6 protein-coding genes and 1 tRNA gene are annotated in these 9,700 nt (G+C 74.6%); 1 reads left to right on the forward strand and 6 read right to left on the reverse strand.

Translation table 11 applies throughout. The features are described from left to right. Positions 1-19: 19 nt before the first annotated feature. The 3 genes from selB to VK640_14840 all read right to left on the reverse strand — a co-directional run bounded on the left by selB (position 20) and on the right by VK640_14840 (position 3,323). Positions 20-1,765: a selenocysteine-specific translation elongation factor gene (selB, locus tag VK640_14830; GenBank protein HTE74456.1), complete on the reverse strand. Its 1,746-nt coding sequence runs from the start codon at positions 1,763-1,765 to the stop codon at positions 20-22. After that, positions 1,765-3,120 (reverse strand): L-seryl-tRNA(Sec) selenium transferase, encoded by a 1,356-nt coding sequence (gene selA / locus VK640_14835; protein ID HTE74457.1) that lies wholly within the window; start codon positions 3,118-3,120, stop codon positions 1,765-1,767. Before selA ends, selB begins: the two co-directional genes overlap by 1 nt. A 108-nt stretch (positions 3,121-3,228) precedes the next feature. After that, a tRNA-Sec gene (locus tag VK640_14840) sits at positions 3,229-3,323 on the reverse strand. Positions 3,324-3,360: 37 nt separating this feature from the next. On the opposite strand from VK640_14840, the gene selD reads away from it, so the two are divergent. Beyond that, entirely contained in the window at positions 3,361-4,377 is a 1,017-nt protein-coding gene (gene selD / locus VK640_14845; GenBank protein ID HTE74458.1) for a selenide, water dikinase SelD, read from the forward strand. Here the strand turns inward: selD and nrfD are convergent. Genes nrfD through fdh form a run of 3 tightly spaced genes read right to left on the reverse strand, consistent with a single transcriptional unit; the run spans position 4,314 to position 9,501 of the window. Next, positions 4,314-5,333 carry an NrfD/PsrC family molybdoenzyme membrane anchor subunit gene (gene nrfD / locus VK640_14850; GenBank protein ID HTE74459.1) on the reverse strand — a complete coding sequence of 340 codons (1,020 nt, stop codon included), beginning with the start codon at positions 5,331-5,333 and terminating at the stop codon, positions 4,314-4,316. The genes selD and nrfD overlap by 64 nt on opposite strands. Then, positions 5,330-6,232 (reverse strand): 4Fe-4S dicluster domain-containing protein, encoded by a 903-nt coding sequence (locus tag VK640_14855; protein HTE74460.1) that lies wholly within the window; start codon positions 6,230-6,232, stop codon positions 5,330-5,332. Before VK640_14855 ends, nrfD begins: the two co-directional genes overlap by 4 nt. Next, on the reverse strand, positions 6,229-9,501 hold the full coding sequence (fdh, locus tag VK640_14860; GenBank protein HTE74461.1) for a formate dehydrogenase: 3,273 nt from the start codon (positions 9,499-9,501) through the stop codon (positions 6,229-6,231). The genes VK640_14855 and fdh overlap by 4 nt, the downstream gene beginning before the upstream one ends. Between the last annotated feature and the right edge of the window lie 199 nt (positions 9,502-9,700).

Here is a 9,700-nt window from a genome sequence, read left to right on the forward strand (position 1 = left end):
CGAGCCTATCCGCCCGCCGTCACGTCGGCCGGTTGTCGAGGACCACCCGGCGGTCGTCCGGCCCGCGCCGGGTGCTGGCGGCCCGGTCGAGCAGCTCGAGCAGCGGCACGGTGACCCGCCGGCTCGAGCCGAGGGCCGTCCGCGCCTCGCTGACCGCGAAGGGCTGGGGCAGCCGGGCCAGCGCGAGCCTGGCCCGCTCCGGGGCATCCGGCAGCAGGACGACCGCTGGGGCGAGCCGCAGCAGCCGGCCGGCCCGCTCCGCGGCGGCCAGCTCGGCCTCGCCCAGGCCGAGCTCGCGCAACCGGGCGGCGTCGGGGGCGGCGAACGGCGCGTCCCGCAGGTCCGCGACCAGACCGTCCAGACCCTCCAGGACGTACGCAGGCAGGCCGGCCCGCGGGTCGACAACCCGACCGGCCCTGACGACGTACGGCGCCCGGACCAGCACCGCAACCAGGGCGCGGTCGGGCAGACCTAGCGCGTGCGCGACGGCCTCGACCGGCGGGCCGTCGTCCAGGGGATGCGCCGTAGCGTGGTCGTCGACGACCGCAGCCAGCCGGCGGCGCAGCGCCTCGAGGTGCGCCGGGTCGACCAGCCAGCCTCGGACCGGCTCGACCGGCGGGGCCAGCCCCAGGTCGGCGAGCTCGGCGACGCTCATCACCTGGCGGCGGGCGAGCTCGCCCGCAGCGTCCAGCGCGGCGAGCTCCCGGCCGCGGGCTGCCGCTGCTCCGCGCCGGCTGAGCGCGCGTGGCCGCGGGTCGAGCACGGTGATCCCGCTCAGCACGGCGTGCCGCCCTGGGTCGCGCAGCAGGCCGACGTCTCCGGCAGCGATCGGCAGCGGTCGCCGCAGGGTGAGCCGAACCACTCGTCCGTCGAGCGGGCGCAGCCGCACCGGCACCGCGGCCGACCCGAGGTGCAGGGTGAGCTCGGCGGGTGCGTGCATCAGCTCCGCGGTGGTGCGGACGTCGAGCTGTCCGGTGAGCACCCAGCCGCCGGCGGGTGCCAGGAGGGCGTCGCCACGACGTACGTCCTCGTGGGCGACGCCGCGCAGGTTGACCGCGACCCGCGCTACGGCCCGGACCTGGTCCCGGGCGACACCCAGCGACTCGAGCCCGCGCACCACGGCCGGCCGGTCGCCGACCCGGATCTCGTCGCCCACCCGGATCGTCCCGGCCGGCAGGGTGCCGGTCACCACGGTTCCGGCGCCGCGGACGGTGAACGACCGGTCGACCCAGAGCCGCACCGGCGTCTCGAGGTCCGGCTGCGGCAGGCCCGCCACGAGGTCGCGCAGGGCGGCGCGCAGCGCGGGCAGGCCGCCGCCGTCCGGGGCGCTCACCGCGACCGTGGGCGACCCGGCGAGCGAGGTGGAGGCGAGGCGACGGCGCACCTCGGCCGAGACCGGTGCGGGATCGGCCAGGTCCGCACGGGTGACAGCGACGACCGCGTGCCGCACCCCCAGCGCGTCGAGGGCCGCCACGTGCTCCTCGGTCTGCGGCATCCAGCCGCCGTCGGCCGCGACGACGAGCAGCGCGGCCGGCACCGGCCCCACCCCCGCGAGCATGTTGCCGACGAAGCGCTCGTGGCCGGGGACGTCGACGAGCGCGACCGTGCTGCCGTCGGCCAGGTCGGTCCAGGCGAAGCCGAGGTCGATGGTCAGGCCGCGGCGCTGCTCCTCTGCCCATCGGTCCGGGTCGGTGCCCGTGAGCGCCCGCACCAGGGTCGACTTGCCGTGGTCGACGTGCCCCGCGGTGGCGACGACGTGCTGCATCAGCCGATCCGGCCTGCGCCGCCGCTCGCGGTGGCGGCCGCTGCCTCGACGGCCGCGCCGAGAACCTCCTCGCGGTCCGGGGGTACGCAGCGCAGGTCGAGCAGCAGCCGGCCCTGCTCGACCCGGCCCACGACGGCCGGCCGGCCGGTGCGCAGCGGTGCGGCGAGGGCCTCGGCCACCGCGACGGCCCAGCCGGGCAGCCGGACACCGGGGGCTCCCCCTCCGCCGACCGCTCCGTCGACCTCCACCACGTCGGCGCCGACGCCGACGACTCGTAGCCGTGCGGCGAGCGCCGCGGTCCGGGCACGGAGGACGTCGCGATCGGCGTGCAGCGCGTCGCGGGTGGGCGTGCCGGCACCGAGCAGCGTCGCCTCGAGCGCCGCCAGCGTCAGCTTGTCGACCCGCACCGCCCGCGCGGCCGGGTGACGGCGGACGCGCTCGACGAGGTCGGTCGCGCCGAGCAGCAGGCCGGCCTGCGGCCCGCCGAGCAGCTTGTCGCCGCTGGCGGTCACCAGGTCCGCGCCGTCGGCGAGGGCGCTCGCCGCGTCGGGCTCGTCCGGCAGCGCCGGGTCCGGCGCCAGCAGCCCGGAGCCGATGTCCACGACCAGCGGCACCGGCAGGTCGGCCAGGTCGCGCACCGCGACCGAGGACGTGAAGCCCTCGACGACGAAGTTGGACGGGTGCACCTTGAGGACGAAGGCCGTGTCCGGGCGGACCGCCCGCTCGTAGTCGGCGAGCGACGTGCGGTTGGTGGTGCCCACCTCGCGGAGCCGGGCGCCGGCCGACTCGACGAGGTCGGGCAGCCGGAAGCCGTCGCCGATCTCGACCATCTCGCCACGGCTGACGACGACCTCGCGGCCGGCCGCCAGCGTCATCGTCGTCAGCAGCAGGGCGGCGGCGCCGTTGTTGACGACGTGCACCGAGCCGGCCGCCGGGACCGCGCGCCGCAGCGCGGCCGTCGTGGCGGCACCGCGCCGCGAGCGCTGCCCGGTCGCCAGGTCGAGCTCCACGTCCGTCGCCCCGGACGCGGCGACCACCGCAGCGACGGCCGCGTCGGACAGCGGTGCCCGGCCGAGATTGGTGTGCAGCACGACACCGGTCGCGTTGAGGACCGACTGCAGCGAGGCGGCACCGTCGGGCAGCGCTGCCAGGACGGCGTCCACCAGGTGGCCCGGGTCCAGCGCTCCGCGACGTACCTCCTCCTGGGCCTCGGCGACGACCGCCTTGACCTGCGCGCGGTCGAACCGCTCGAGCACGTCGGCCAGCCGGGAGTCGGCCAGGACGGTGTCGGTGCGCGGCACCAGCCGCCGCACGTCAGGTCCCCCTCCCCCGGTCGGTGTCGTGTCGGCGACCACGCGCGCACCCTACGTCGCACCCACCCCCCGCGAGTGGTGGAGGTTGGGGCCGATCCCGAAGTGCCCCGACGTCCACCACTCGGCGGACGGAGGGCGGGGGCGGATGGGTGGCGGAGGCGGACGGGAATCGAACCCGCCTGACCCAGGTCCTGGGCCACGTCGGTGTTGAAGACCGCGCCGCCCACCAGGACGGGTACGCCTCCGCCGCTGATCCTATGCAGCCGACGTAGGGTCGCCGGCATGACGGCGACCGCCGGCCGGGCCACGGACGTCCGCCTGACGCAGTACGCGCACGGCGGCGGCTGCGCCTGCAAGATCCCGCCGGGCGAGCTGGAGTCGGTGGTGGCCGGGCTGGGCATCGACGCGGTGCCCGGTGCCGGTGACCTCGTCGTCGGGCTGGCGACCGGCGACGACGCCGCCGTGGTCCGCATCGACGGGGACCGTGCCGTCGTCGCGACGGCTGACTTCTTCACCCCGGTGGTCGACGACCCCTACGACTGGGGCCGCATCGCCGCGGCCAACGCGCTCTCCGACGTCTACGCGATGGGCGGCGAGCCGCTGGTCGCGGTCAACCTGCTCGGCTGGCCGCGCGACGTCCTGCCCTTCGAGCTGGCCCGCGAGGTGCTGCGCGGTGGCGTCGACGTCGCGACACAGGCCGGCTGCCACGTCGGTGGCGGCCACAGCGTGGACACGCCTGAGCCGACGTACGGCATGGCGATCACCGGCCTCGCCGACCCGGCCCGGCTGCTGCGCAACGACGCCGGTCGCGCCGGGCTCCCCCTGACGCTCACCAAGCCGCTGGGCACCGGCGTGCTCAACAACCGGCACAAGGCGACCGGCGAGGTCTTCGAGCAGGCGGTCGCCACGATGACGACCCTCAACCGCGACGCCTCGCGAGCCGCGCTGGTTGCCGGGGTAACCTGCGCGACCGACGTGACCGGCTTCGGACTGCTCGGCCACCTGCACAAGCTGGCGCGGGCGAGCGAGGTCACGGCGCGCATCGAGAGCCGCGCCGTCCCCTACCTCGACGGCGCCCGGGCCGCTCTGGCCGGCGGCTTCGTCAGCGGCGGCACCCGCCGCAACCTGGACTGGGTGCGTGCGCACCTCGACACCTCGGCCGACGAGGACGAGCTGCTCCTGTTGGCCGACGCGCAGACCAGCGGCGGCCTGCTGGTCGTGGGCGAGCTGCCCGGCTACCCGGTCGTCGGGGAGCTCTTGGCGCCGCGGTCCGACGGCGTGACCGTCGAGGTGGTCTGACCCCGACCTTCCAGCCGGCCGCGCTGCGGGACGACGACGTACCGCGGGTCCTCGGTGGACGCCACGCCGCCCTCGAAGATGCCGAACCGGGTGACCGCCGCCGCGGTCAGCAGGCTGAGGCCGGACAGCCCGCGCACCACCCTGCTCCGGCGCCCGAGGAGGGCCCCGGCCACGCCGAGCGACGTGAGCACCTCACCGGCGTGCAGCAGCCGCCCCGGGCGCCCGGTGGTGTAGGGCTCGCTGAGGATCCCGAGGTTGTGTCGCACCGACCGCGCGGCAAGGAGCTCCATCCCGGCGCCGACGACCGCCAGCCGCTCCGCGGGCCCGACCTCCCGGTCGCCCGCCACGATCAGCCCGACGCCGGCGCCGCTGGCGAGCGCGCTGCCGGCGAACACGAAGGGCAGCTGCGGATAGGCCTCGTGCCACGACGGCACGGCGGTGTCCGCGAGCAGCACGGCGGTGTACGTCGCCAGCGCCGGTGAGAGAGCAGCCGCGGCCAGGCCGGCCGGCCGGCCGGCCACGGTCACGACGCGGGCCAGCGGCCGCAGGACCGGGCCGCGCGGGTCGACGGCCCGGGCGACCTCGGCGGCGACAGCACCGGTCGCCGCTCCCCCGTAGGCCGCCAGGACCCAGCTGCCCACCGACATCGGCGAGGTCGGCTTGGCGACCCGGAGCATGTTGAGGAACCGCTCGGGGCGGCCAAGGTCTTTGACCAGCAGGCCGGTGCTCGCGAGCAGGGCGGCCATCGCCGTCGCACGCCCCGCGCGGCGCAGCCCCGGCCGGCCGGTCAGGTCGCCCCCGGCGGCGAGGAGCGACGAGCCCGCCGCCAGCCCGCCGGTGAACAGGTAGGCCGCGATCTCGTGCGTCCACACCGGCCGCTTGAGGATCGGCCGGCCGTAGTAGGAGCGGAAGTCGGCGGGCGGCACCATGACGTCCTCGCCACGCCGCGGGCTCATCGGCGGCCGCCCACGAACGCCGCCACGGTCGCCGCGGCCATCGCGGCACCGGCCAGCGCGGCCCGCCGCCACATGGCGGGCAGGTCGCGGGTGGTGACGACGGGGTCCGGCGGGAGGCCGTAGACCTCGGGCTCGTCGAGGAGCAGGAAGAACGCCCCGTCGCCACCGACCCCGTCGTCCTCGTCGTGGCCGTAGAGGCGTGCCTCGGCGACGCCGGCGCCGTGCAGGTCGTCGACCCGGCGGGCAGCCCGCTCGCGCAGCTCGTCGAGGTCGCCGAACTGGATCGACTGGGTGGGGCACGCCGTCGCACAGGCCGGCTGCAGGTCGCCCTTGAGCCGGTCGTAGCAGAGCGTGCACTTCCAGGCCCGGCCGTCGCCCTCGCGCCGGTCGATGACCCCGTAGGGGCAGGCGCTCACGCAGTATCCGCAGCCGTTGCAGATGTCCTCCTGCACCACGACGGTGCCGAACTCGGTGCGGAACAGCGAGCCGGTCGGGCACACGTCGAGGCACGCGGCGTGGGTGCAGTGCTTGCACACGTCGCTGGACATCAGCCATCGCAGCTCCGTGCGCTGGTGCTCGGGCGACGCCCCCGGCAGCGTCGAGGTCGGCATGCCGAGGAACTCCGGCTCGCGGGCAGCGGGTGCCGGCTGCTCGATGAACGCGACGTGGCGCCAGCTGCTCGCGCCGAGTGCGCCGGTGTTGTCGTAGGACAGGCCGAGCAGGTTCATCGACCCGGCGTCGTCGGCCGGCAGGAGGTTCCACTCCTTGCAGGCCACCTCGCACGCCTTGCAGCCGATGCACACGCTGGTGTCGGTGAAGAAGCCCTTGCGCGGCGGCGGGTCGGCGTGGCCCGCGTCCGGCGCCGGGTCGAGGGGGCCGAAGAGGCTGTTGCGGCTCATGACCGGCCCGCCTCATCGGCCGCGGTCACGAAGGGGATCTCGTGACCCTCGGCGATCCCGGCCCGCTGCCGGTAGTCGTGGACGTACGCCGTCAGGTCCGGCCCCCGTGGCCGCCGGCCCGGCCGTACGTCACAGGTGCCCACCTTGCTCTCCTGGATGAGGACGTTGGGGTCCAGCGCGATGCCGACCAGGTCGTTGGCCGCGTCGCCGGAGGTGAGCCCGCCCTGCCCCCAGTGGTAGGGCAGCCACACCTGGTGGACCACCCGGCCGTCGATGCGCAGCGGCCGCAGCCGGTCGGTGACGACCACCCGGCCCTCCACGGCGGAGCGCGAGGTGACCAGGTGGCACCACCCGAGGTGCTCCAGCCCGATCTCGGCTGCGAGCTGCGGTGAGACCTCGACGAACATCTCGGGCTGCAGCTCGGCGAGGTAGCCGACGTAGCGGCTCATGCCTCCCGCGGTGTGGTGCTCGGTCAGGCGGCTGGTGGTGAAGATGTGCGGGAAGACCTCGGAACGCTCCTCGGGCGGGCTCGGGTTGGTCACGTTGTTCAGACCCTCGTACGACTTGCGGGTCGGGTTGGCCTGCTGCCCGTGCAGCCGGTTGCGGAAGGGGGACTCTGCCGGCTCGTAGTGGGTGGGCATCGGGCCGTCGATCAGGCCGACCGGCGCGAACAGCCACGCCTTGCCGTCGCCCTGCATGACGAACGGGTCGTCGCCGGCGATCGCCTCGACACCGCTCGCGCCCTTCGACGGTCGGTAGGACGGCGGCTTGTCCACCTCGAAGTCGGGCACGTCCGGCCCGACCCACCTGCGCTGGTCCTCGTCCCACTCGACGTAGCGCTTCCGCTCGCTCCACGGCCGACCCTCGGGGTCGGCAGAGGCGCGGTTGTAGAGGATGCGCCGGTTGGCCGGCCAGGCCCAGCCCCACTCGGACGCCACCTGGTCCTGCTCGCCGCGAGGCTTGCGCCGGGCGGCCTGGTTGACGCCGTCGGCGTAGACCCCGGTGTAGATCCAGCAGCCGGCGGCCGTCGACCCGTCCTTCCTCAGCTCGGTGTAGGACGACAGCGGTGACCCGTCGGCCACCTGGAAGCCGTTGATCTCCCGGAGCACGTCCTCGGCGCTGGGCTCCTCGGTCTCGCCGTGCGTCGGGTAGTCCCACACCAGGTCGAGGACCGGCCGGTCCCGCCGCTCGGTCGAGACCGCCAGCCGCTCCCGCACCAGCCGGCCCAGGTGGTAGAAGAACCAGAGCTCTGACCGGCAGTCCTCCTCGGGCTCGACCGCCTGCTCGCGCCACTGCAGCAGCCGCTGGGTCTGGGTGAAGGTGCCGGCCTTCTCGACGTGGGAGGCGGCCGGCAGGAAGAAGACCTCGGTGCGGCACTCCTCGGGGACGATCTCCCCCGTCTCGATCTCGGGGCTGTCCTGCCAGAAGGTCGCGCTCTCGACCAGGAACAGGTCGCGCACGACCAGCCAGTCCAGGTTGGCCATGCCGAGCCGCTGGGCCTTTCCGTGCGCCGACCCGACCGCGGGGTTCTGCCCCAGCAGGAAGTAGCCCGTGACAGTCCCCGCGATCATGTCGAGGACCGTGTTGTAGGTGCCGTGGTCGCCGGTCAGCCGTGGCAGGTGGTCGTAGCACCAGTCGTTGTCGGCGGTCGCCGCCTCGCCGAACCACGCCTTGAGCAGGCTGACCGCGAAGCCCTCCGCGCCGGACCAGAAGCCTTTCTGCCCCGGGTGCCGCACCGCGTCCACCCAGTCGCGGAACGTCGCGTGCTGCTCGTGGTGGGGCATCGGCAGGTAGCCGGGCAGCAGGTTGAACAGCGTCGGGATGTCGGTCGACCCCTGGATGCTCGCGTGCCCGCGCAGCGCCATCACGCCGCCGCCGGGCCGGCCGACGTTGCCCAGCAGCAGCTGCAGGATCGCGCCGGCCCGGATGTACTGCACGCCCACGCTGTGCTGGGTCCAGCCGACCGAGTAGACGAGCATCGTGGTGCGCTCCCGGCCGCTGTTGGCCGTCCACGCCTCGCACACCTCGCGCAGCTGCTCGGGCGAGATGCCGCAGGTGCGCTCCACCATCTCGGGCGTGTAGCGCGCGAAGTGCCGCTTGAGCAGCTGGTAGACGCACCGGGGATGCTGCAGCGTCTCGTCGCGCATCGGGTGGGCGTAGGTCGACCCGCCGTGGGTCTCGTGCTGCATCGCCGAAGCGGTCTCCCGTTGGCTGTGCGACTCACCGCTGCCCGACTGCTGCTGGTCGTCCTCCTGGCCCTCGTACTGCCAGGACGACGTGTCGTAAGTGCGGGTGTCCGGCTCGAAGCCGGAGAAGAGGCCGTCGGCGTCAGCCGCGTCCACGTAGTCGTCGGAGACGATGGTGGCGGCGTTGGTGTAGGCGACGACGTACTCGCGGAAGTCCAGCCCGTGCTCGAGCACGTAGTTGATCACGCCGCCGAGGAAGGCGATGTCGGTGCCGGCGCGCAGCGGCACGTAGGTGTCGGCCAAGGCGCTGGTCCGGGTGAAGCGCGGGTCGACGTGGATGACCTTCGCGCCGCGCGCCTTCGCCTCCATGACCCACTGGAAGCCGACCGGGTGCGCCTCGGCCATGTTCGACCCCTGGATCACGACGCAGTCAGCGTTGGCGATGTCCTGCTGGGAGTTGGTTGCGCCACCACGGCCGAACGAGGTCCCCAGACCGGGAACCGTGGAGGAGTGTCATATCCGCGCCTGGTTCTCGATCTGCAGTGCGCCGAGGGCGGTGAACAGCTTCTTGATGAGGTAGTTCTCCTCGTTGTCCAGCGTCGCGCCGCCGAGGCTGGCGATGCCCAGCGTGCGGTGCAGCGGCCGGCCCTGGGCGTCCTTGTCCTGCCAGGTCTCGGCGCGCGCGGCGACCACCCGGTCGGCGATCATCTCCATCGCCGTCGGCAGGTCGAGCCGCTGCCAGTCCGTGGCGTACGGCGCGCGGTGCAGCACGTGCTTCTGCCGCAGGGGGCTGGTGACGAGGTTCTTGCTGGCGCTGCCCTTGGGGCACAGCCGGCCGCGCGAGATGGGGCTGTCCGGGTCGCCCTCGATCTGGGTGACCTTGCCGTCCTTGTGGAACACCCGCTGCCCGCAGCCGACCGCGCAGTAGGGGCAGACCGAGCGCGCGACCCCGTCGGCCTCCTCGGTGCGCGGGACGAGGGCGTCGGAGCGGGCCGACATCGCTGCCGTGCCGCGGCCGAGCGGGTCGGGCCCGGTCAGCTGGCGGTAGACCGGCCAGTCCTCGATCCAGGTCCGGACGCCCATCGCTCCTGCTCGTGTCGTGGCTCGTTGCCCGCGGTCCGTGCGGGTCTGCCGTGGCCGGGGTACCCGCTTATCGTGACCCTAGACCCCGGTCGCCGGGGTACCCCCGGGAGGTGCGCATGGGCAGGGTGACGGTCCGCCGCCGGGTCGTCCGCTGGCGCGGCGACGGGCCCGACGCGTCGCGCACCGAGCGGGTCGACAC

It is taken from the genome of Actinomycetes bacterium (genome assembly GCA_035489715.1).
Taxonomy (GTDB): Bacteria; Actinomycetota; Actinomycetes; order JACCUZ01; family JACCUZ01; genus DATHAP01.